This window comes from Amycolatopsis sp. NPDC004378 (assembly GCF_053602455.1).
This window is the reverse complement of record NZ_JBSGDR010000007.1, coordinates 1-20,397: the sequence shown is the minus strand read 5'-3', so window position 1 is coordinate 20,397 and position 20,397 is coordinate 1. Positions and strand designations below refer to the sequence as shown.

Genomic DNA, 20,397 nt, shown 5'->3' with positions numbered 1-20,397 from the left:
ACTCGGACAGGACGGGAGGGCCCCAGGGTCCGATCACCCCTCGCTGATCGAGCCGACCAGCAGAGAACAACACGCGCCGCATGCTTGTCAACCCTAAGGAGCGGCGTTTCGGAAAGCCGGATTCGAATTCATCACGATCATTGCGCGCGGTTCACGCATCGTGTCCCGGCGGTCGCTGCTTGCACACCGTACAAGTGATGTTCGCCCAGCTCCGGGCCTTACCGCACGGCAATCGACACCCCTTCGCGCTGTCGTCGGAATTACCCACAAAGACCACCGGAACCATTTCGTGGCGAACTCGGCCATTGATCGGGTGGTTTGTTATTAATTCCCTCACCCCGCCCGGATGAGACTCCCGACCGGGAAGGCGGCAGAATCGCGGCCGTGACCGATGTGGACGACTCCGGAGACGGCACGACGCCCGGCAAGCGCGTCGGGTGGGTCGAGCTGTACTTCGACCTGGTCTTCGTGTTCGCGGTGGGCCAGGTGGCGCACGGCATGGTGGCGGACCCGCACTGGATGCGCGCCGCGGCCGCGCTCGGCCTGTTCGCGACGCTGTGGTGGACGTGGATCGGCTTCGCGGTGCTCTACAACCGCCGTGGCGACGACAGCCGCGCCGCCGACCGGCTGGTCGTCCTGGCCGGCACGATCCCCTGCGCGATCGCGGCGACTCAGGTGCACCACGCCTTCGAGGGGCACCCGGAGATCTTCGCGGCGGCGATGGCGGCGGTCCGCCTGATCCTGTCGGCCGCGCACCGCTGGCCGGCCCGGCCCGGTCTCGACCAGGGCCGGATCACCTGGGGCTACCTGTTTTCGGCCGTGCTGTTCGGGATTTCGGTGGTCGTCCCGCACACGTGGGCGCTGTGGGCGCTCGCGCTGCTGCAGGAGGCGGGGTTCCTGCTGCTGGGCGACCGGCCGCGCCGGCGCCGCGGCGAGCACCGGGAGCGGCCGACGCGGGCGGCGCGCTGGCGGGCGTTGTGGAAGCCGCCGCACGACCCGAACCTGGCGGTCGACTCGGCGCACCTCGCCGAGCGCTTCGGGCTGTTCATGATCCTGCTGCTGGGCGAGCTGGTGATCACGGTCGGGACGGCGGCCCTGGAGCGCCCGGCCGACGACCTCGCGTACTGGTCGTCCCTGGTGTCGGGGCTGGTGATGGCGGGCGCGTTGTGGTGGCTGTACTTCACGTCGGCGGCGCAGATCTACGAACGCATGCTGGACCTCTCGGGCGGCAACCCGGCACTGGCGTATTCGCTGTACGCGGGCGGCCACCTCTTCCCGGCGTTCGCCCTGCTGCTCGTCGCGGCGGGGGTCAACCTGTCCCTGCACGAGTCCCCGCCCCAGTCGGCGGCCTGGTTCACGACGGCCGGCGTGGCGATGTACCTGGGCGGCACGCGCGTGTTTTCGACCGGCCGGATCCCGAGGTGGTACACGGGCCTGCTCCGAGCCGCCGCGCTGGCCGCGACGGTGTGCCTGGCGCTGCTGGGCCGGATCCTCCCGGCGCCGGCCGTGGTCGCGGTGATCACGGCCTGGGCGGTGGGCGCGACGGCGGTGGCGGCGGGCATGCGCCACCGCGCGCGCACCAGCCGGTTCGGCGGCGACCCGGTGGCGTTCCTGCGACGCATCGAGGAGGAGCGGCAGCGCCGGGCCGGCTGACGCCGGCCCGCCACCTTCCGCGGGCCTAGTTCGGGATCTCCGTCGCCCGTTCCCAGCCCGACGGCAGTTGGCAGACGTTCAACGCGTGGTCGAGGCCGCTCCCGGCGAGGGCCCGCCGCACGACGCGGTTCTCGCCGGTGATGATGCGGAGAGCGGTGTTCTCGCGGACCGTCCGGACGTGGATGTCGGCGAGGACGGAAAGCCCGGCCGCGTCCAGGAGGTCGACCTCGGACAGGTCGAGCACCAGGACCGGGAACCGCCGGTGCGCCCACGTGCTGAGCACCGACGCGAGCTCGACGGCGCTGTCCTCGTCGAGCGCGCCGCTGATCCGGACCATCACCGCGCCGAAGTACGGCCGGATCACCTTGATGTCGAACGCGCTTCGCTCGGCCGGGGGAGGCGGCGACGCCATCGGGATCGCCGTCGCGGGGTGCTGCACGACTAACATCTTGAGTACGCCTTCAGTCGCGGTTGGCGCGCCGAGCGGTGTCCACTGCCCGCTCGGGCGCCGGCAAGTCGAGGGAGGGGCGGCTGCTCCTGAACCGCCCTTCGCAGCCTAATACTTGATCCAAACGGCGCAACCCCGCCAACGGCCGAACCGACAGTCACCCACAGTCGGCCGAAAGCGCGTATTCCCGGCGTCCGCACCGAAAACCACGTCCGCGGGCGCCCGCACTTGACAGCCCGTGCGGGTGACCTTCATGCTCGATGACGTCTCAGGGTTCCTGATATAAGGAGGTGTCGGCGTGCCCCGCCCCCCGGCCGACTTCGGCCTCGGCAGCTGGCCTGCCCGCCGTGCGCGGATCTCCCCCGGCCGCACCGCGCTCGTGCAGGCCGGCCGTTCGCTCACCTACGCGGAGCTGGCCGGCCGCGTCGAACGGATGGCCGGCGCGCTGGCCGGGCTCGGCGTGCGGCCGGGTGACCGCGTCGCCTACCTCGGTGTCAACGACGTCACCGTGTTCGAAACCCTCTTCGCCACCGCTCGCTGCGGCGCGCTCTTCGTCCCCCTCAACTACCGCCTGTCCGCCGCGGAAATCCGCTACATGCTCGACGACAGCGGCGCTTCCGTGCTCGTGCACAGCCCGGACACCGACGAGCTGCTGACCGGGCCGCTGCCCGCGACGTTGCGGCACGTCGTCGCGACGCACCCGGCGTCGTGCCCGGCCGGCGGGCTCGACTACGAAGCGATCGCCGGCGACCCGCCCGCCGCCGAAGTCCGGCTCGACGACCCGTGCCTGCTGCTCTACACCTCCGGCACCACCGGCCGGCCGAAGGCGGCGGTCCTCACCCACGGGAACCTCACCTGGAACACCGTCAACCAGCTGGCCCACCTCGACGTGCTGGGCACCGACAAGGCGCTGTGCATCGCGCCGCTGTTCCACTGCGTCGGGCTGGGCCAGATCACGCTGCCGACGCTGTTCAAGGGCGGCAGCGTCGAACCGGTCGCGAAGTTCGACCCCGGCACGATCCTCGGCCGGATCGGCGACGCCGGGATCACGAGCTTCTCGGCCGTGCCGACGATGCTCGACATGCTGTGCCGCCACGAGGCGTGGGACCGCACGGACCTGAGTTCGCTGACGTGCGTGCTCTACGGCGGATCCCCGGTGGCCGAGCGCGTGGCCCGCGCGTGGCTCGACCGCGGCGTGAAGCTCCTTCAGGGCTACGGCATGACCGAAGCCTCGCCGGGCGTCTCGATGGCCACCCACGAAGGCACCCTCGACCACCCCGTCGCCGCGGGCGTGCCGCACTTCTTCACCGACGTCGCCGGGCTCGGTCCCGGCCTCACCCCCGAGGCGCTCGGTGAGACGCCCGCGGAGCTGCTCGTGCGCGGCCCGCACGTCTTCGGCGGCTACTGGCACCGGCCCGAGGAGTCGGCGGCGAGCTTCGTCGACGACTGGTTCCGCACCGGCGACGTCGTCCGCGTCGAAGCCGACGGCTGGGCCCACGTCGTCGACCGGGTCAAGGACCTGATCATCTCCGGCGGCGAGAACGTCTACCCCGCCGAGATCGAAGCGGTCGCCGTCCGGCTCGACGACGTCGACGCCTGCGCCGTGGTCGGCGTCGCCGACGAGCGCTGGGGTGAGACCGGCGTGGCCTTCGTGGTCCGGCGGCCGGGCGCGCGCCTGGACGAAGCCGCCTTCCGCGCCCACCTCGAACAGCACCTCGCGCGCTACAAGGTGCCGAAGCACGTGCAGTTCCTCGAAGCCCTGCCCGTCAACGCCACCGGCAAGATCCGCCGCGTCGAGCTCCGCGCGCGAGCCGCCGCGACCTTCACGAACGGACCCGCATGATCCCCTCTTCCCTCTGTCTGGAGCAGCACGGCGAGATCGCCGTGCTGCGGCTGGCGCGGCCCGAGAAGCGCAACGCCCTCGACGACGCCACCGTGCTCGGCCTCGAGGCGTTCTTCGGCGCGCCGCCGCGCGAGGTCAAGGCGGTCGTGCTCGACGCCGTCGGCGAGCACTTCTCGGCCGGTCTCGACCTCGCCGAGCTGACCGAGCGGGACGCGTTCGAAGGCCTGGAGCACTCGATGATGTGGCACCGCGCGTTCGAGCGGCTCGAACGCGGGCGCGTCCCGGTGGTCGCCGTGCTCAAGGGCGCGGTGGTCGGCGGCGGCCTGGAGCTCGCGGCCGCGGCGCACATCCGCGTCGCCGAGTCCTCGGCGTTCTACGCGCTGCCGGAGGGCCAGCGCGGCCTGTTCGTCGGCGGCGGCGCGTCGGTGCGGGTGCCGCGGCTGATCGGCGCGCACCGGATGGCCGACATGATGCTCACCGGCCGCGTCCTCGACGCCGACGAGGGCCACGCCGCCGGGTTGTCGCACTACCGCACCGAAAACGGCCTCGAGCTGGCGCTGGAGCTGGCCCGCAAGATCGCCGCGAACTCGCCGATCACGAACTTCGCCGTGCTGCAGGCGCTCCCCCGCATCGCCGAGGCCAACCCGGCCGAGGGCTACCTGATGGAGTCGCTGATGGCCGCCGTCGCGAGCGGCAGCGCCGAGGCCAAGGACCGGATGCGGGCGTTCCTGGACAAGCGCGCCGGGAAGGTCGGCCGATGACCGGGATCGGCCGGTACCTGGACTGGCTCGCCGCCCGGGGCCACGAGTTCGACGGCTACGCCGCGCTGCACCGCTGGTCGGTGACCGATCTCGACGGCTTCTGGTCGTCGGTCAAGGACTTCTACGGGGTGCGCTTCCACTCCCCCGCCCGCGCGGTCGTGCCCGACCCGCGGATGCCGGGCACCGAGTGGTTCCCCGGCGCGACCCTCAACTACGCCGAACACGCGCTCGGCGGCCCGTCGGACGACGTCGCGGTCATCTCCTACTCGCAAACGCGCGAGCGCACCGAGCTGACGTGGGGCGAGCTGCGGGACCAGGTCGCCCGGGTCCGCGCCGGGCTGCGCCGGCTCGGGGTCGGCCGCGGCGACCGCGTCGTGGCGTACCTGCCGAACATCCCCGAAGCCGTGGTCGCCTACCTCGCGGTCGCGAGCCTCGGCGCGATCTGGGCGTCCTGCGCGCCGGAATTCGGCGCCCGTTCGGTGGTCGACCGGTTCGGCCAGATCGAGCCGCGGGTCCTGCTGACCGTGTCCGGCTACCGCTACGGCGCCAAGGACGTCGACCGCCGGGCCGAGGTCGCCGAGATCCGGGCCGGCCTGCCGACCGTCGAGCACGTCGTCCACGTCCCCTACGGCGACCACGACCTGCCCGGCACCTGGAGCGACCTGCTCGCCGAAAGCGATCCCGGGTTCGAGCCCGTCGGCTTCGCGCACCCGCTGTGCGTGCTGTTCTCCTCCGGCACCACCGGCAAGCCGAAGGCGATCGTGCACGGCCACGGCGGGATCCTGCTGGAGCACCTGAAGAACCACGGCCTCAGCTGGGACCTGCGCCCCGGCGACCGGATGCTGTGGTTCTCCACGACCGCCTGGATGATGTGGAACGCGCTCGTCTCGGGGCTGCTCACCGGCGCGTCGATCGTGCTCGTCGACGGCAACCCGCTGCACCCGGACCTGGCGTGGCAGTGGCGGCTGGCCGCCGAAACCCGCGCGACGCTGATGGGCGTGAGCCCGGGTTTCCTGATGGCGTGCCGCAAGGCGGGCCTCGACCCCGCCGGGGAGTACGACCTGAGCGCGCTGCGGCAGCTCGGCGCGGCGGGCAGCCCGCTGCCGGCCGAGGGCTACCACTGGGTGCGGGACGTCTTCGGCCCCGACGTGCTGCTCAACGTCGGCAGCGGCGGCACCGACGTCTGCACCGGGATCGTCCAGGGCGGCCCGCTGCAGCCCGTAGTCGCCGGCGAGATCTCCGGGCCGTGCCTCGGGGTCGACGCGAAGGCGTTCGACGAGCACGGCACACCGGTGGTCGGCGAGCTGGGCGAGCTGGTGATCACCGCGCCGATGCCGTCCATGCCGGTCGGGTTCTGGGGCGACGACACCGGCGAGCGCTACCGCGAGACGTACTTCGGCACCTACCCCGGCGTCTGGCGCCACGGCGACTGGATCCGGTTCTCACCCGAGGGCAGCTGCGTGATCGCCGGCCGTTCGGACGCGACGCTCAACCGCGGCGGCGTCCGGCTCGGCACCGCCGAGTTCTACGCCGTGGTCGAGGAGCTGCCGGAGGTCGACGACTCCCTCGTCGTGCACCTCGAAGACCCGGCGGGCGGCAACGGCGATCTTCGGCTCTACGTCGTGCTGCGGGAAGGCACCTTGGACGCCCCGCTGCGCGAGAAGATCGCGAAGGCGTTGAAGAGCGCGCTGTCGCCGCGGCACGTGCCGGACGTGATCACCGCCGTCCCGGTGATCCCCCGCAACCGCACCGGGAAGAAGCTGGAGGTGCCCGTGAAGAAGCTCCTGCTCGGCGCGCGGCCCGAGGACGTCGTCGGGAAGGACGTCCTGGCCGATCCCACCGCGCTGGACGCCTTCGGGGCGCGCGCATGAGCACCGTCGCGGTCGTCGGCACCGGCGTGATCGGCGCGAGCTGGGCCGCGCTCTTCCTCGCCCACGGATTCGACGTCGTCGCCACCGACCCGGCGCCCGGCGCCGAGGAGCGGCTGCGAAGCGCGCTCGAAGGGACGTCGACGGATCGGCTGCGCTTCGTCGCCGACGCCGGCGAAGCGGCCTCGCTCGCGGACTTCGTGCAGGAGAACGGACCCGAGCGCGAAGACGTCAAGCACGCGGTGTTCCGGGTGCTCGACGAAGCCGCGCGGCCGGACGTGATCCTGGCGAGCAGTTCGTCCGGGCTCCTGCCCAGCGCCATCGCGCGCGGCTGCCCGGAGCACCCCGAACGCGTGGTGGTCGGGCACCCGTTCAACCCGCCGCACCTGATCCCGCTCGTCGAGGTCGTGCCCGGCCGCGACACCGCGCCCGAGGTCGTCGACCGGGCCGTGGCGTTCTACGCCTCGGTCGGGAAGCGGCCGATCCGGCTGACGCGGGAAGTGCCCGGGCACGTCGCGAACCGGCTGCAGGCCGCGCTGTGGCAGGAGGCGTACTCGCTGGTGGAGCGCGGGATCGCGACGGTCGCCGACATCGACACCGCCATCTCGTACGGCCCCGGCCTGCGCTGGGCGGTGCTCGGCCCGTTCCTCAACCAGCACCTCTCCGGCGGCGCGGGCGGCCTCGCGCACGTCCTCGCGCACCTCGGGCCGCCGACCGAAGAGTGGTGGCGCGACCTCGGCCGCGTCCACCTCACCCCGGAGCTGGCCGAGACGCTCGTCGCCGGGGTCGACGCCGAGCTGGCCGGCACCGACGACCAGACCCTCGTCGCCGCGCGCGACGCCGTCCTGCACCGCTTGCTGGCCGCCAAGGCCGCCCAGCCCGACCTGCCCTGACTGGAGTTCTCGTGGACCTTTCCGCACTGACCGCCATCGACGTCCATACGCACGTCGAACAGGACGGGCACGGCTGTTTCGCCCTCGACCAGGAGCTGCTGGACGCGTCGGAGAAGTACTTCCACGCCGGCCAGGACCGGACGCCGACGGTGGCGTCGATCGCCGAGCACTACCGGGCCCGGAACATGGCCGCCGTCGTCTTCACGGTGGAAGCCCCGGCCGCGACCGGGCACCCCGCCCTGTCGAGCGAGGAGATCGCCGACGCCGCCGCCGAGCACGCCGACGTGCTCATCCCGTTCGGCTCGGTCGACCCGCACGCCGGCAAGGCCGCGGTGCACCGCGCGCGGCGGCTGGTCACCGAGCACGGCGTCCGCGGCTTCAAGTTCCACCCGAGCCTGCAGGCGTTCGAGCCCAACGACGTCCGGTACTACCCGCTGTACGAGGCGATCCAGGAGCTGGGGGTGCCGGCACTGTTCCACACCGGCCAGACGGGTATCGGCGCCGGCCTGCCGGGCGGGCACGGCATCAAGCTGCGCTACTCGAACCCGATGCTGCTCGACGACGTCGCCGCGGACTTCCCGGCGCTGACGATCATCCTGGCGCACCCGTCGGTACCGTGGCAGGACGAGGCGATCTCGGTGGCGACGCACAAGGCGAACGTCTACATCGACCTGTCCGGCTGGTCGCCGAAGTACTTCCCGCCCCAGCTCGTCCGCGCGGCCGACTCCCTGCTCAAGCACAAGGTCCTGTTCGGTTCGGACTTCCCGGTGATCACGCCGGACCGGTGGCTCGCCGACTTCGCCCGGCTCGAGCTCAAGGACGAGGTCCGGCCGCTGATCCTCAAGGACAACGCCATTCGGGTGCTCGGCCTGGGCCGAACGTTTGCCTGATCGCTGCGCGGGCATCCGAGCCGCATGGCCGAAGGCGACGTGCACACCTACTTCGAGGACGGGCTGTGGAAGAACCGCGTCGAAGGCGGGGCCCGCGCGTCCAACACGTCCCTGCGCCGCACGGACGCCGTCCTGTCCGGACGGCAGATCGCGAGGAAGCGGCGAGTCGGGCACGTGGTGCACACGGCGGACGGCGACGTCGAGACCGAGCGTGACTTCCGGCCGCGAGCCAAGCGTCCACAGTAGAGCCTCAGGCCCTCGGCAGCAGCGCCCACACGGTCTTGCCCCCGCCGCGGGACGGGCTGCTGCCCCACGTCTTCGCGACACCGGCGACCAGCCGCAGCCCGAGTCCCGTCCGGACGCGGTCCAGCCCTTCCCGCACCACGGCGGGCGCCGCGCTCTCGTCGGTCACCTCGACGGCCAGCACCCGGCGGCGCAGCTCCAGCCGCAGCCGCGGCGCCGAAACCGTGTGCCGCAAGGTGTTCTCGACGAACTCCGTCGCGACCAGCACGGCGTCCTCGGTCAGTCCGGCCACCCGCCACTCGGCGCACGTCCCCCGGACGAAGTCGCGGGCCCGCGCGGAGGTGCGTGACGACCGGTCCAGGACGCGACAAGCCCGCAGCCGGGCCGGGTGGTCGAACGCGCGCTCGGCCATGGCGACGTCGGCGTACACCGGCACGCGGCGGCCCGCCGGGCTCGCGGCCAGCACCGCGCGCTGCTCCGGCCGGCCGGTGACGAGCGCGAAGGGGACCGCCGGCCACTCCTCGACCCGCAGGGCGACCAGGAAAAACACCGTGACCAGTGAGTGGTCCCGCAGGGCGAGGCGCTCGATGTCGACGAGCAGTTCGTCCACGCCGTCCGCGGCGAACGCGAGCAGGCCGTCCCGGAGGGACGGGTACGTCGTCCGGTCGAGCGTGCCGACGGCCGCGACCGTCTCGGTCGCGCCGTGCGGGGGAACCAGCCAGACCGAGTTGTGCCGGGCGAGCACCGGGATCACCTCCTGGCGAGCGAGCTACCCTGATCGGGTATCCGGTCACGAAGCGGTCAAACGGCCGGAACGCGATGGTTGCCCGCGCGTGATCCGGGGAACCCGCGCGGGGAATCCACACCGGGAGGCCACCATCGCGACCGCGGTCCTGTTCGACGTCGACGGCACGCTCGTCGACTCCAACTACCTGCACGTCCACGCCTGGCGGCGGGCGTTCCACGAGCTCGGCCGCGGCGTCGACTCGTGGCGCGTGCACCGGGCGATCGGCAAGGGCGCGGGCAAGCTGCTGAGCACCCTGCTGGGGGAGGCGGACGCCGAGCGCGTCGGCGACGAGGCCAAGGAGCTGCACAGCCGCTTCTACCTGGAGACCGCCGAGCTGCTGCGGCCGTTCGGCCAGGCGTCCGAGCTGGTGCGGGCGCTGGCCGCCAAGGGCGTGCGCGTGGTCCTGGCGACGTCGGCCGGGCCGGACGAGCTGGACGTGCTGCGCCGCGTCCTCGACGTCGACGACGTGGTCAAGGACATCGTCGCGGGCCACGACGTCGAGGCGACGAAGCCGGATCCGGAGCCGGTGCGGGTGGCGCTGGACAAAGCGGGCACGGCCCCGCAGGACACGATCTTCGTCGGCGACGCGGTCTGGGACGTCCAGGCGGCGACGAAGGCCGGGGTGCGCACGATCGGCGTCCTGTCGGGCGGCGTGAGCGCGGCGGAGCTGACGGAGGCCGGTGCGGTCGCGGTCTACGACGACGTCGCGGCTTTGCTCGCGGACCTCGAGAACAGCCCGCTGGCGAGCCTGTTCAGCTGACCTGCCGCGGCCACCAGCCGCTCGACCAGGCCGGCTTTGAAGCGCTCCCGCCGTTCCACCGGCAGCCCCAGCGCCTCCACCAGCTTCAGCGGGCGACGGCGGAAGTGCTCGCCCGCCAGCGGGACGCTCGCCAGCTCCACCAGCCACTGCATGCCGCGGACCGGCCACACCGAGCTCGCCACGTGGTCGACCAGGATCAGCCGGCCGGCCGGGCGCAGGACCCGGGCCATCTCGGCCACCGCCGTCGCCGGGTCGGGGATCGCGCAGAGGCCGAACGTGCACACCACCGTGTCGAACGACGCCGGCTCGAACGGGAGGTCGTGCGCGCTGCCCTGGCGCAGGGTCACCTCGCGCCCGAGTGCCCGAGCCCGCTCGCGGGCGAGCTCGAGCATCCCGGCGCTGAGGTCGAGCCCGGTGAGCGTGACGCCGCCGGGGTAGCACGGCAGGTTGAGCCCGGTCCCGACGGCGACCTCCAGCACGTCGCCGGACGCCTGGCCGCACGCCCACGCCCGCGAGTCGCCGAAGAGGCGGCGGTCCCAGACGCCCATCTCGCGGTCGTAGGTCGCCGACTTGCGGTCCCAGTACCGGGTCCAACGCTCCGCCTTCGTCATCTCCCCAGGGAACCACGGACCGGGCGGGAACCTCAGCCGAACATGCCCGGCTCGTACGCCCCGCCCCGCTGGTGCAGGATCACCGCGAGCCGGTTCGCCGAGTTCATCTGGGCGACCAGCGCGACCAGGGCCGCGGTCCGGTCGTCGTCGTAGTGCTTGCGCACCGCCGCCCAGGTCTCGTCGGAGACGCCCGGGCTCGCGTCGGCGATCCGGGTGCCCTCCTCGGCCAGCGCCAGCGCGGCCTGCTCGGCCTCGGTGAAGACCGTGGCCTCGCGCCAGGCGGCCACCAGGTTGATCCGCACGGCGGGCTCGCCGGCGGCGGCGAGCTCCTTGGTGTGGATGTCGACGCACCAGCCGCAGCCGTTGATCTGGCTGACGCGCAGCGACACCAGCTCCTGCGTGACCTTCGGCAGCGGCGACCGGACGATCGCGAGGCTCGCGGTGCCGAAGCGCTTGGCGAACCTGGCGCCGATTTCGTTGTCGGTCAAGGTGAACCGCGGTTCCATGGTTCCTCATCTCGTGGTCGTGGACCGGACGACCAGGAGATGCCGGACCACCCCCGTCCCGTGACCGTGACGCCGGTCACTGTCACAGGAGGACCGCAGCCGGCATCGGGTGGGAAACTCCGCGAATACCGACAGAGGAGCCACCATGGCCGACCCCGCGACCGAGGCGTTCCTCGCCCACCGGAACCTGCTGTTCACCGTCGCCTACCAGATGCTCGGCTCGGCCGCCGACGCCGAGGACGTCCTGCAGGAGACCTGGCTGCGCTGGGTGGGCGTGGACCTCGCCGAGGTGCGTGACGAACGCGCGTACCTGGTGCGGATCACGACGCGCCTCGCGCTGATGCGGCTGCGGACCCGTGCCCGGCGCAAGGAGTCCTACGTCGGCCCGTGGCTGCCCGAGCCGCTGCTGACCACGCCCGACGTCGCCGAGGACGTCGAGCTGGCCGACAGCGTCTCGATGGCGATGCTGCTGGTGCTGGAGACGCTGACGCCGGCCGAGCGCGCGGTGTTCGTGCTGCGCGAGGTGTTCGACCTGGGCTACGACGAGATCGCCGAAGCCGTCGGCAAGAACGCGGCCGCGGTGCGCCAGATCGCGCACCGCGCCCGGTCGCACGTCGCCGCGCGCCGGCCGCGCGGGTCCGTGTCGCCCGCCGCGTCGCGGGACGCGCTCGACGCGTTCCGGCACGCCGTCGAAACCGGAGACCTGCGGCGCCTGCTCGACGTCCTCGCCCCGGACGTGGTGTTCCTGGGCGACGGCGGCGGGGTCGTGCAGGCCGTGCTCGAGCCGGTCGTCGGGGCCGAGGCGGTGGCCCGCCTGCTCGCCGCCGGCGTCGGCAACTTCGCGCTCGGCTCCCTGACGACGGCCCTCGTCAACGGTCACCCGGCCCTGGTCCTGCGCCGCGCGGGCGAGGTCGACACCGTGCTGGCCGTCCGCGTCGACGACGGGCTCGTGACGGGCCTGTACGCCGTGCGCAACCCGGCGAAACTGTCCCGTTTGGACGAAGCGACGGCGTTGCGGCGCTAATGGTGCATGCCGCACTCCCGCTGGGTCACTCGGTCGCGGTCGCCGCGGCGACGATCACCTCGGCCACGGCTTCCGGCTGCGAGACCGCCACGGCGTGCGAGGCGTCGATCCGGCGGACCGTCGAGGCCGCCCGCTCGGCCATGAACGCCTGGGCCGCCGCCGGGATCGCGTTGTCCTGGTTGGCGATCAGGGTCCACGAGGGCAGCTTCGCCCACGCCGGGGTGCCCTCGAACGGCGCGGCCAGGGCCTGCTGCGCGACCGGCCGCTGCGTGACGGCCATGACCGCGGCGGTCTCGGCCGGGACGTCGCCCGCGAAGACCTCGGAGAAGTCCTCCGGCTTGATCGACAGCTCGGGCGCGCCGTCGTGGACCAGGACGTTCGTGGTCTCCGGGCCGAGCTTCGCACCCGGGTGGCGACCGGACAGCTCGAAGACGCTCTCCCCCGCGTCAGGCTGGAAGGCGGCGATGTAGACCAGCGCGCGCACGTTCGGCGTCTCGGTCGCGGCGCGGGTGATCAGGGCGCCGCCGTAGGAGTGGCCGGCCAGGACGACCGGGCCGGAGACGCCGTTGACCACCGAGGCGACGTACGCCGCATCGGACTCGGCACCGCGCAGCGGGTTCGCCACGGCGACGACCGGAAAGCCCTGCTCCTGCAGCTTCGCGATGACGCCGGTCCAGCTCGACGAGTCGGCGAACGCGCCGTGGACCAGGACGATGGTGGGCTTGCTCATGGCTGGCTCCTTCGAAGAGAACGATCAGTCTTTCTGCGTGAAAGAATGACCGTTCTTTCCGCGCTTGGCAATGTGACGAACCCGACCTGTCAGAACGACCGGTCTTTCTCTAGGCTGGTGCGATGACGACTGCCGACGTGCACCCGAAGGACCGGCTGCTCGCGACCGCGTCACGGCTGTTCTACGCCGAAGGCATCCACGCGGTCGGGGTGGAACGCCTGGTCTCGGAGGCCGCCGTGACGCGGGCGACGTTCTACCGGCACTACCCCACCAAGGACGACCTGGTCGCGGCCTACCTGACCGAGACGAGCCACCGGATCCGCGTAGCCGTCGACGCCGCTCGGGAGGGCAAGCCCCCGCGCGAAGCCCTGGCCGCGGCGCTGGCGGTGGTCGGCGACGCGACGTGCGGCGAAGACTTCCGCGGCTGCCAGTTCCTCAACGCCGCGGCCGAGTACCCCGACCCGGACCACCTCGTCCGCCGGGTCATCGACGACCACCGCAAGTGGTTCTTCGAGGTCCTCCGCACGGAGGCGGCCGCCCTCGGCCACCCGGAACCGGACCACGCGGCGGGCGTCCTGGTCCTCCTCCGCGACGGCGCCCTCCACGGCGGCGAACTGGACGACGCGGAAACGGTACGCGCGACCCTGCGCCGAGCGGTGGACGACTTCTTCCCCGCCTGAGCCCGATACCCGTTCGGTGAAAGACGTTCTCAGCACCGATCCGCGGAGCGACTCCGGTCACTTTGGCGGCTTCCCCACCGAATCCGGCGTCGGCGGGCGTGCTGGAATGGCAGTCGTGCCGTTCGAAGAGCCGCTGCCGCGTGTCGCCCGGCCACGGGCGTTGCTCTTCGCGCTGCCCGCCGCCGGACGACGGTGGAGTGCCGGGCTGCGCGCCGCGGCCGCCGTCGCCCTTCCCGGCGGCGTCACCGTCCTCGCCGGCCACGCCGACGTCGCGCTCTTCGTCACCTTCGGCGCCTTCGCGGTCCTCTACGGCGAAGGCCGCCCCTACCGCGTGCGTGCCCGCGTCGTCCTGACCGCCGCCGTCACGCTGCTTCTCGCCGCGGGTCTCGGCACGGCCGTCGGCGGCGCCGGGACCAAAGCCGCCGTCATCGTCACGGTCACCGCCGTCGCGGTCGCCGCCGTCTACACCGTCGACGCCCTGCGCCTCGGGCCGCCCGGGGCGCTGTTCTTCACCCTCGTCTGCGGTGGCGCGCTCGTCGCCACCGAGGCGGGCGCCGATCCGGTTCCGCTGCTCGTCGGCACGGCACTCGGCGGCGCGTCCTCGGCGCTGGTCTCCATGGCCGGTGTCCTCCACGACCGCGGCAAGCCGGAACGCGTGGCCGTCCACCGGGCCCAGAACGCCGTGGAAGCGTTCCTCGCCGGCGAAAGCCCCCGGCACGCCGCGGGCGCGGCCCTCGCCGCCGCCTGGAACGCCGTCCACGACGCGGGCCGGGAAGAGTCGGAACTGGCGGCCACGCTCATCGCCGCCCACCGGCGCTTCGCGGACGCCACCCACACCGAAACCGACGGGCCGCCGCCCCTGCCGCGCCCCGGGGTCGGCTACCGGCTGCGGCGGTCGGCGTCCCTCCGCTCCCACGCCATGGTGACGGCGGTGCGCGTCGGCGCGACGTGCGTGGCCGCCGGGAGCCTCAGCGCCGCGCTCGGGCTGACGCGGCCGCACTGGGCGATCCTCAGCGCGCTCGTTGTCCTGCAGCAGGGCACCGACCGCGTCCACGCGAACGTGCGCGGCCTGCAGCGCTTCGCCGGGACCGTCGTCGGTCTCGCGCTCTTCGCCGGGCTGACCGTGCTCGAACCCGCCGGGCTCGCGCTGGTCGCCGCGATCGCGGTGCTGCAGTTCTGCATCGAGCTGTTCGTCCCGCGCAACTACGCCGTGGCCGTCGTGTTCATCACGCCGCTCGCGCTGCTGGCCGGCGGCGCCGCGGCGAGCGGCGCGGTCGGGCCGGTGATCCGCGACCGCCTGGTCGAGACGACGATCGGGGTCGCGCTCGCGCTGCTCTCCCAGTACCTGCTCGCCCCGAACGCGCACCGCACGACGTTCCGCTGGACCGGGTCCCGCGTCCGCGCCGCAGCCCGGAACCTGCTCCGGGAAGCACCGTCGATGCCCCGGCGGCGCGACCTCCAGTTCGAGCTCGAGGGCGCGACCCGCGCGGCGACCGAGTCGGCGCACAACGACCTCGCCTGGACCCGGCGGCACTGGCCGGCCCACGCGAAGCTGGTCCACCTCGGCTACGACCTGCTCGCGGCCTGCTGGGCCACGCCGCCCGGCAAGCGGCTCGAAGAACGCTGGGAGCAGGCGTTCCGGTAGCCGTCACCTGCGCAAACCCAGCGAAGCTAGGCCGAACGGGTTACCGTCGGGGGATGGCAGCTCGCGATGCGTCCGGCGTCCCCGCGTGGGTCGAGCCGATGCTGGCCAAGGCCGACGGCGGCCGCCTGCGCAGCGGCGCCGAATGGGCGTACGAGTACAAACTGGACGGCTACCGCGCCGCCATGCGGATCGCCCCCGACGGCACGACCGTGCTCACGAGCCGCAACAACATCGACTTCACCGCCGAATTCGCGGAGCTCGCCGGAGTGCTCGCCCCCGCACTCGACGGCCGGGCGGCCTACCTGGACGGCGAGATCGTCGTCTACGACGAAGACGGCCGGATCGACTTCGAGCTCATGCAGGAGCGCCGCGGCCGCTGGGTCCGGCACCAGAGCGGGCCGAAAGGCCGGGCGTTCGACGACCTCCCGGTCCGGTTCCTCGCCTTCGACCTGCTCCGGCTCGGCGATCGCGATCTGCTCAAGGAGCCGTACGACGAACGCCGGAGACTCCTGGCCGGCCTGCCGATGCCCGATCCCTACCGCGTCTCGGTCGTCCGCGCCGTCACCTTCGACGAGCTCGCCGCCGACCGCCGCACCCCCGGCGACTTCCTCGCCCACGCCGCGTCCGCCGGGTACGAGGGCGTCGTCGCGAAGCTGCGCAGCTCGGCCTACGTCCCCGGCCAGCGGCCGGACTCCTGGCTCAAGCACCCGCTGATCCGGACGCAGGAGGTCGTCGTCTGCGGCTGGCGGCCCGGTCAGCGCAGCTTCGCCGGCACCCTCGGCGGTCTCCTGCTCGGCGCGCACGACCCCGGGACCGGCGACCTCGTCTACATCGGCGACGTCGGCACCGGCTTCAGCCAGGCCACCCGCGCCGACCTGATGGCGCAGCTGCAGCACCTGGAACGCCCCTCCCACCCGTTCGTGACGGCTCCCCCGCGTGAAGACACCGTCCGCGCGCGCTGGGTCGAGCCGCGGCTGGTCGGCGAGATCGTCTACCGCCAGTTCACCCGGGCCGGGCGGGTCCGCCACACCGCGTGGCGCGGGCTGCGGGCCGACAAGAAGCCCGACGACGTCCTCGCCCCGCGCGCCGCCCCGCCGGAACCCGCCCCACCGGAAGCCGCCGCGCCGCCGCCTCCGCCGGCCGGGCAGCGGATCACCGTCCAGGCGGGCGACCGGCAGCTCACGCTGTCCCATTTGGACAAAGTGCTCTACCCGGCGGACGGGTTCACCAAGGGCGAGGTGATCAACTACTACTCGCGGATCGCGCCCGTCCTGCTGCCGCACCTGGCCGACCGGCCGGTGACGTTCATCCGCTACCCCGACGGCGTCGACGGCGAGAAGTGGTTCGAGAAGAACGTCCCCCGCGGCGCGCCGCCCTGGTTGCGCACGGTCCAGCTGCCCAGCACCGGGACGCGCGGCAGCGGCGGCACCGTCGACTACCCGCTCCTCGACGACCTCCCGGCGCTCGTCTGGTCGGCGAACATGGCCGCGCTCGAACTGCACGTTCCCCAGTGGACGGTGACGCCGGACGCCACGCGGCGGGCGCCCGACCGCCTGGTGTTCGACCTCGACCCCGGGCCGGGCACCTCGATCGTGGACTGCGCGCGCGTCGCGGAACGCCTCCACGACGTCCTGACCGCCGACGGGCTGACGCCGTACGCGAAAACCTCGGGTTCCAAAGGGATGCAGCTCTACTGCGGCATCGAGACCGACGACCCCGGGGCCCCTTCGGCGTACGCCAAGCAGCTCGCGCAGCGGCTGGCGGAGGAGACACCCCGGTCGGTGACGGCCGTGATGGCGAAGGCCCGGCGCGGGGGCCGCGTCTTCATCGACTGGAGCCAGAACAACCCGGCGAAGACGACGATCGCGCCGTACTCCCTGCGCGGCCGCGACCACCCGACGGTCTCGACGCCCGTCACGTGGGACGAGGTCCGCGCCTGCCGGCACGTCGACCACCTGACGTTCACCGCGGACGAGGTGCTCGACCGCGTCGGCGACCACGGTGACCTGCTCGCCGGTCTGGACGGCACCCGCGCGCCACTCCCCCGCCCGTGACGACCCACGGTCGTCCCTCGTCATCCGGACGGGTCTCCGGCGGTCTCCAAAGAGGCCCCGCGGCGGGGTGACGACCCACCCCGCGCAGGCGTGCCGCTGGGCCAGACGGATCACGCCCGCGCAGCGCGAGTGAAGCTCCTTTCCCCCCGATTCGTTCCTCGCTAGCGTCGAGGGAGAGGAGACGCACGCCGGAGCACCCGGCTGTTTCCTTGCACCATAAGGAAAACGAGCGAGGAGATTCTCGATGACGGCTCTCGACCAGCCCGTGGCCCGCACCGCGTACCAGCAGTCGGTCGCCGACTACTGGAACGCGGAAAAGGACCCCGTCAACCTCCGGCTGGGCGACGTCGACGGTCTCTACCACCACCACTACGGCCTCGGCGACTACGACCCGGCGGTCCTCGAAACGCCCGAGGCGCAGCGCGACGAGGCGATCATCGCCGAGATGCACCGCCTCGAGACCGCGCAGGCCGACGTCCTCCTGGACCACCTCGGCCCGGTCGCGCCGAGCGACCGGCTGCTCGACGCCGGCTGCGGGCGCGGCGGCACCAGCGTGATGGCGCACCAGCGCTTCGGCTGCCAGGTCGACGGGATCTCGATCTCCGAGCAGCAGGTCGGGTTCGCGAACGACCACGTGCGCGAACGCGGGATCGACGGCTCGGTGCGCTACCACCTGCGCAACATGCTCGGCACCGGCTTCGAATCCGGGGTGTTCCAGGGGATCTGGAACAACGAGAGCACCATGTACGTCGACCTGCACGAGCTGTTCGCCGAGCACGCGCGGCAGCTCAAGCCGGGTGGCCGGTACGTGACGATCACCGGGTGCTACAACGACGTCACCGGCGGCCGGTCGCGCGCGGTGAGCCAGATCGACCAGCACTACATCTGCAACATCCACGCCCGCGGCGACTACTTCAAGGCGTTGTCCGACAACGGGTTCGTCCCGATCAACGTGGTCGACCTGACGGCGGCGACGATCCCGTACTGGGAGCTGCGCGAGAGGTCGTCGGTCGCCACCGGGGTCGAGAAGCCGTTCCTGACCGCCTACCGCGAAGGCAGCTTCCACTACCTGCTCATCGCCGCCGACCGCGTCTGAGGCGGCCGGTGACGAGGGGAGGCACCATGACCGGACCGGCGTGTCCACAGTGGACGACAGGGGGTGCCGCCACGCTGCTGGCGGGTCCGTTCGGCCTCGGCACGTCGGCGGCGCGGATCGCGACGCAGTTCGCGCCGGCACCCGGGCAGGACCCGGCCTACGCCCACCTGCCGTGGGGGGACGGCAGCGCGTCGCCGTTGTACTGCCCGGTCGTGGGCCGCGTCGACGGCTCCCTCGCCGAGGAGGTCGACCGGCGGCTGGCGGGGTGGGCCGCCGACTGCGGGTTCGCCGGCGAAGGCCTGGAGCAGATCGCGGGCGCCGGGTTCGGCCGGCTGGCGATGCTCGCCCACGCCGACTGCGACGACCCGGACCGGCTGCTCGTCGCAGCCCAGCTGAACGCCGTGTGGTGGGCCGCGGACGACTACTACGCCGACGACAGCACGCTCGGCGCGGCGCCCACCGAGCTCCCGCCGCGGCTGGCGCTCGTCATGGCGGCGATGGACCCGGTGGCACCGGCCGGGGAGTTCTCGGCCCCGCTCGAGGAAGCGCTGCGGGCGGACCCGATCCTCGTCGGGCTGCACTCGGCGATCGAGCACCTGGGCCGGCACGGTTCGCCGGTGCTGGTGCAGCGCGTCTGCTACGCGACGTTCTCGATGTTCGTCAGCTGGGACGCCTACGCGGCATGGCGCCACACCGGCCGCTACCCGCCGGCGTGGGAGTACCTGGCCGCCCGCCAGCACGACAGCTTCTACACGTCGATGGCCCTCGTCGACGCCGTGGGCGGCTACGAGCTGGCCGCGCCGTTCTACTACGACCCGCGCGTGCGGGAGGCGATGATGCGGGCCGGGACCGCGTCGGTGCTGGTCAACGACCTCCACTCGGTGGCCAAGGACGCCGCCGACGAGAAGCCGGTCTGCAACATGGTCCTGCAGATCGCCGCCGACCGCGGCTGCTCGGTCGACGAGGCGGTCGAGGCGACCGTCGAGCTGCACAACAAGATCGTCCACGAGTTCGAAGACGGCCACCGGGACCTGATGGCGGTCCCGTCCCCGGAGCTGCAGCGGTTCCTCGTGGGCGTCCGTTCGTGGATGGGTGGCGGCTTCACCTGGCACGCCACCAACCCCCGTTACCGATCCTGACTTCCGAATTGATTGGGTGGTTCTCGCTGTGACTGTCACCGACCCGGTGGAGACCGAGCAGGCGCCGTTGAGCCTGGGCCGGGCCGCGGCCCGGACGCTGGCCACGACAACGAAGTCGGTCCCGCAGATGCAAGGGATCTCCTCACGGTGGCTGCTGAAGCTGCTGCCCTGGGTGGAGGTCTCCGGCGGCGCCTACCGGGTCAACCGCCGCCTCTCCTACGCCGTCGGCGACGGCCGGGTCACCTTCACCACCACCGGCGCCGAAGTCCGGGTCATCCCACCCGAACTCGGCGAACTCGCCCCCCTACGCGGCTACACCGACGACGACGTCCTCACCGAACTCGCCACCCGCTTCCGCCAGCACGAATACCAGCCCGGCGACGCACTGGTCGAGTTCGGATCCCCAGCCGACCAGGTGTTCCTGATCGCCCACGGCAAAATCACCAAAATCGGCACCGGCGCCTACGGCGACCACACCGTCCTGGCCACCCTCGCCGACGGCGACTACTTCGGCGAAACCTCCCTCACCGCACAAGACGGAATCTGGGAATTCACCGCCAAAGCCGTCACCACCTGCACCGTCCTCACCCTCCCCCGCACCGCATTCGACGACGTCCTGACCCGCTCCGCATCACTGCAAACCCACCTGCAGGCCTACCTCGCCGACGGCACCACGCCCAGCAACGACCACGGCGAAGCCGAAATCTCCCTCGCCTCCGGCCACGACGGCGAACCCGTCCTGCCCGGCACCTTCGTCGACTACGAC

Annotated in this window: 20 protein-coding genes; 15 read left to right on the top strand and 5 right to left on the bottom strand. The window is 72.5% G+C overall.

Features of this window, described 5'->3' with window-relative positions; translation table 11 throughout:
* Window positions 1–384: 384 nt before the first annotated feature.
* The gene (locus ACWEN0_RS21860) at window positions 385–1,653 is read left to right on the top strand and encodes a low temperature requirement protein A (RefSeq protein ID WP_451976251.1); all 1,269 of its coding nucleotides are present in this window, start codon (window positions 385–387) and stop codon (window positions 1,651–1,653) included.
* A gap of 25 nt (window positions 1,654–1,678) precedes the next feature.
* On the opposite strand, the gene ACWEN0_RS21855 is transcribed toward ACWEN0_RS21860, so the two are convergent.
* Window positions 1,679–2,101 (bottom strand): STAS domain-containing protein, encoded by a 423-nt coding sequence (locus ACWEN0_RS21855; RefSeq protein WP_451976248.1) that lies wholly within the window; start codon window positions 2,099–2,101, stop codon window positions 1,679–1,681.
* A 298-nt stretch (window positions 2,102–2,399) separates the two neighbouring features.
* Here ACWEN0_RS21855 and ACWEN0_RS21850 point away from each other — a divergent pair, with 298 nt between their 5' ends.
* The 6 genes from ACWEN0_RS21850 to ACWEN0_RS21825 are packed head-to-tail and all read left to right on the top strand — an operon-like array spanning window position 2,400 to window position 8,602.
* Window positions 2,400–3,944, top strand: a complete 1,545-nt coding sequence (locus ACWEN0_RS21850) for an acyl-CoA synthetase (RefSeq protein WP_451976245.1) — start codon at window positions 2,400–2,402, stop codon at window positions 3,942–3,944.
* Complete coding sequence (locus ACWEN0_RS21845) at window positions 3,941–4,705, top strand: crotonase/enoyl-CoA hydratase family protein (protein WP_451976242.1); 765 nt, start codon at window positions 3,941–3,943, stop codon at window positions 4,703–4,705. The genes ACWEN0_RS21850 and ACWEN0_RS21845 overlap by 4 nt, the downstream gene beginning before the upstream one ends.
* Window positions 4,702–6,576, top strand: a complete 1,875-nt coding sequence (locus tag ACWEN0_RS21840) for an acetoacetate--CoA ligase (RefSeq protein WP_451976239.1) — start codon at window positions 4,702–4,704, stop codon at window positions 6,574–6,576. Before ACWEN0_RS21845 ends, ACWEN0_RS21840 begins: the two co-directional genes overlap by 4 nt.
* The gene (locus ACWEN0_RS21835; protein WP_451976236.1) at window positions 6,573–7,466 is read left to right on the top strand and encodes a 3-hydroxyacyl-CoA dehydrogenase NAD-binding domain-containing protein; all 894 of its coding nucleotides are present in this window, start codon (window positions 6,573–6,575) and stop codon (window positions 7,464–7,466) included. The genes ACWEN0_RS21840 and ACWEN0_RS21835 overlap by 4 nt, the downstream gene beginning before the upstream one ends.
* Window positions 7,467–7,477: 11 nt before the next feature.
* Window positions 7,478–8,356 carry a 4-hydroxyphenyl-beta-ketoacyl-CoA hydrolase gene (gene couO / locus ACWEN0_RS21830; RefSeq protein ID WP_451976233.1) on the top strand — a complete coding sequence of 293 codons (879 nt, stop codon included), beginning with the start codon at window positions 7,478–7,480 and terminating at the stop codon, window positions 8,354–8,356.
* A gap of 24 nt (window positions 8,357–8,380) precedes the next feature.
* Window positions 8,381–8,602 (top strand): DUF2188 domain-containing protein, encoded by a 222-nt coding sequence (locus ACWEN0_RS21825; RefSeq protein WP_451976230.1) that lies wholly within the window; start codon window positions 8,381–8,383, stop codon window positions 8,600–8,602.
* A 4-nt stretch (window positions 8,603–8,606) separates the two neighbouring features.
* Here ACWEN0_RS21825 and ACWEN0_RS21820 read toward each other — a convergent pair whose 3' ends face one another.
* A complete protein-coding gene (locus tag ACWEN0_RS21820; protein ID WP_451976227.1) occupies window positions 8,607–9,344 on the bottom strand; it encodes an ATP-binding protein in 738 nt (245 codons plus the stop codon).
* A gap of 88 nt (window positions 9,345–9,432) precedes the next feature.
* Between ACWEN0_RS21820 and ACWEN0_RS21815 the strand changes: the two genes are divergently transcribed.
* Window positions 9,433–10,146, top strand: a complete 714-nt coding sequence (locus ACWEN0_RS21815; protein ID WP_451976224.1) for an HAD family hydrolase — start codon at window positions 9,433–9,435, stop codon at window positions 10,144–10,146.
* Here ACWEN0_RS21815 and ACWEN0_RS21810 read toward each other — a convergent pair.
* Both ACWEN0_RS21810 and ACWEN0_RS21805 read right to left on the bottom strand, forming a co-directional pair.
* Entirely contained in the window at window positions 10,080–10,757 is a 678-nt protein-coding gene (locus ACWEN0_RS21810) for a class I SAM-dependent methyltransferase (RefSeq protein ID WP_451976221.1), read from the bottom strand. The two genes, ACWEN0_RS21815 and ACWEN0_RS21810, sit on opposite strands and share 67 nt — an antisense overlap.
* A gap of 32 nt (window positions 10,758–10,789) precedes the next feature.
* Window positions 10,790–11,263, bottom strand: a complete 474-nt coding sequence (locus ACWEN0_RS21805; protein ID WP_451976219.1) for a carboxymuconolactone decarboxylase family protein — start codon at window positions 11,261–11,263, stop codon at window positions 10,790–10,792.
* A 145-nt stretch (window positions 11,264–11,408) separates the two neighbouring features.
* On the opposite strand from ACWEN0_RS21805, the gene ACWEN0_RS21800 reads away from it, so the two are divergent.
* The gene (locus ACWEN0_RS21800) at window positions 11,409–12,287 is read left to right on the top strand and encodes an RNA polymerase sigma-70 factor (RefSeq protein ID WP_451976217.1); all 879 of its coding nucleotides are present in this window, start codon (window positions 11,409–11,411) and stop codon (window positions 12,285–12,287) included.
* Window positions 12,288–12,312: 25 nt separating this feature from the next.
* On the opposite strand, the gene ACWEN0_RS21795 is transcribed toward ACWEN0_RS21800, so the two are convergent.
* The gene (locus ACWEN0_RS21795) at window positions 12,313–13,017 is read right to left on the bottom strand and encodes an alpha/beta fold hydrolase (RefSeq protein ID WP_451976214.1); all 705 of its coding nucleotides are present in this window, start codon (window positions 13,015–13,017) and stop codon (window positions 12,313–12,315) included.
* 122 nt (window positions 13,018–13,139) lie between these two features.
* Here ACWEN0_RS21795 and ACWEN0_RS21790 point away from each other — a divergent pair, with 122 nt between their 5' ends.
* The 6 genes from ACWEN0_RS21790 to ACWEN0_RS21765 all read left to right on the top strand — a co-directional run.
* A complete protein-coding gene (locus ACWEN0_RS21790; protein ID WP_451976211.1) occupies window positions 13,140–13,697 on the top strand; it encodes a TetR/AcrR family transcriptional regulator in 558 nt (185 codons plus the stop codon).
* A gap of 115 nt (window positions 13,698–13,812) precedes the next feature.
* Window positions 13,813–15,342 (top strand): FUSC family protein, encoded by a 1,530-nt coding sequence (locus ACWEN0_RS21785; protein WP_451976208.1) that lies wholly within the window; start codon window positions 13,813–13,815, stop codon window positions 15,340–15,342.
* Between the two features lie 53 nt (window positions 15,343–15,395).
* Complete coding sequence (ligD, locus tag ACWEN0_RS21780) at window positions 15,396–17,396, top strand: DNA ligase D (RefSeq protein ID WP_451976206.1); 2,001 nt, start codon at window positions 15,396–15,398, stop codon at window positions 17,394–17,396.
* A 244-nt stretch (window positions 17,397–17,640) separates the two neighbouring features.
* A complete protein-coding gene (locus ACWEN0_RS21775; RefSeq protein ID WP_451976203.1) occupies window positions 17,641–18,492 on the top strand; it encodes a geranyl diphosphate 2-C-methyltransferase in 852 nt (283 codons plus the stop codon).
* Window positions 18,493–18,518: 26 nt separating this feature from the next.
* A complete protein-coding gene (locus tag ACWEN0_RS21770) occupies window positions 18,519–19,631 on the top strand; it encodes a family 2 encapsulin nanocompartment cargo protein terpene cyclase (protein ID WP_451976200.1) in 1,113 nt (370 codons plus the stop codon).
* 28 nt (window positions 19,632–19,659) lie between these two features.
* Window positions 19,660–20,397: cyclic nucleotide-binding domain-containing protein (locus ACWEN0_RS21765; RefSeq protein ID WP_451976197.1), on the top strand; the 738-nt coding region annotated here is incomplete at its 3' end.

Excerpts from the sequence above, each read along its gene's own strand:
- ACWEN0_RS21855 (WP_451976248.1), bottom strand. The coding sequence starts at position 2,101 with ATGTTAGTCGTGCAGCACCCCGCGACGGCGATCCCGATGGCGTCGCCG.
- ACWEN0_RS21845 (WP_451976242.1), top strand. The coding sequence starts at position 3,941 with ATGATCCCCTCTTCCCTCTGTCTGGAGCAGCACGGCGAGATCGCCGTG.
- ACWEN0_RS21840 (WP_451976239.1), top strand. The coding sequence starts at position 4,702 with ATGACCGGGATCGGCCGGTACCTGGACTGGCTCGCCGCCCGGGGCCAC.
- ACWEN0_RS21835 (WP_451976236.1), top strand. The coding sequence starts at position 6,573 with ATGAGCACCGTCGCGGTCGTCGGCACCGGCGTGATCGGCGCGAGCTGG.
- ACWEN0_RS21825 (WP_451976230.1), top strand. The coding sequence starts at position 8,381 with ATGGCCGAAGGCGACGTGCACACCTACTTCGAGGACGGGCTGTGGAAG.
- ACWEN0_RS21810 (WP_451976221.1), bottom strand. The coding sequence starts at position 10,757 with ATGACGAAGGCGGAGCGTTGGACCCGGTACTGGGACCGCAAGTCGGCG.
- ACWEN0_RS21805 (WP_451976219.1), bottom strand. The coding sequence starts at position 11,263 with ATGGAACCGCGGTTCACCTTGACCGACAACGAAATCGGCGCCAGGTTC.
- ACWEN0_RS21800 (WP_451976217.1), top strand. The coding sequence starts at position 11,409 with ATGGCCGACCCCGCGACCGAGGCGTTCCTCGCCCACCGGAACCTGCTG.
- ACWEN0_RS21795 (WP_451976214.1), bottom strand. The coding sequence starts at position 13,017 with ATGAGCAAGCCCACCATCGTCCTGGTCCACGGCGCGTTCGCCGACTCG.
- ACWEN0_RS21790 (WP_451976211.1), top strand. The coding sequence starts at position 13,140 with ATGACGACTGCCGACGTGCACCCGAAGGACCGGCTGCTCGCGACCGCG.
- ligD (WP_451976206.1), top strand. The coding sequence starts at position 15,396 with ATGGCAGCTCGCGATGCGTCCGGCGTCCCCGCGTGGGTCGAGCCGATG.
- ACWEN0_RS21775 (WP_451976203.1), top strand. The coding sequence starts at position 17,641 with ATGACGGCTCTCGACCAGCCCGTGGCCCGCACCGCGTACCAGCAGTCG.
- ACWEN0_RS21770 (WP_451976200.1), top strand. The coding sequence starts at position 18,519 with ATGACCGGACCGGCGTGTCCACAGTGGACGACAGGGGGTGCCGCCACG.